The organism is Pseudoalteromonas sp. S1610, assembly GCF_005887465.1.
GTDB classification, from domain to species: domain Bacteria; phylum Pseudomonadota; class Gammaproteobacteria; order Enterobacterales; family Alteromonadaceae; genus Pseudoalteromonas; species Pseudoalteromonas undina.
The window spans coordinates 1-264 of the sequence record NZ_PNDI01000169.1; the positions used below are offsets into that span (position 1 = coordinate 1).

Consider the following 264-nt stretch of genomic DNA (forward strand, 5'->3'; position numbering starts at 1 on the left):
CCTACTACGGCTACAATAATAAGACATCGAGGCGTCCTAGGGGGGCGTTGCACGCGGAGCGCTTGCTGCGTTGGGTCTGCTTGCGTGTTGATTAAAGTACTTTCAACGGGTGTATTTAGTGAGTTTGCTGGAGCTGTGGTACTTGGTGTTACCGTTATTGTGCGCTCTGGTAAAGTTGCAAAAATAATTCGGTTCATTTTGGTCTTATACCAAGGAAGGGTAATTTCAGCCAATGTATAAGTGCGTGGTGTTTGTGGTAGTAGC

Annotated in this window: 1 pseudogene; it reads right to left on the bottom strand. The window is 46.6% G+C overall.

Annotation, left to right across the window (positions count from 1 at the left end):
* Positions 1-264: pseudogene (locus CWB77_RS18530) on the bottom strand (BatD family protein); the annotation flags it as partial.